Here is a 255-nt window from a genome sequence, read left to right on the forward strand (position 1 = left end):
ATGACAACACCACCGAGCACAGCACCCAGGGCACCGACAGCGACGGTATCCAGGACGACTTCGCGGTCACCCTGACCGACAGCGATGGCGACGTTGCGACCACGACCCTCACGATCGATGTGAAGGATGACGTGCCGGACGCCGTCGACGATGACGGCGGCGAGATCAACGAGAACACCCCGATCACCGTCGACGTGCTGGCCAATGACGTCGCCGGCGCCGATGGCCCGCTGACCCTGACCGGGGCGACCCTGG

The 255-nt window shown here is 66.3% G+C and carries 1 protein-coding gene; it reads left to right on the plus strand.

Annotated elements, in window-relative coordinates:
- A partial coding sequence (locus tag ACUN9Y_RS22380; protein ID WP_445462933.1) for a hypothetical protein occupies positions 1 to 255 on the plus strand: 255 nt, incomplete at both ends.

Source organism: Halomonas sp. V046, from assembly GCF_052645355.1.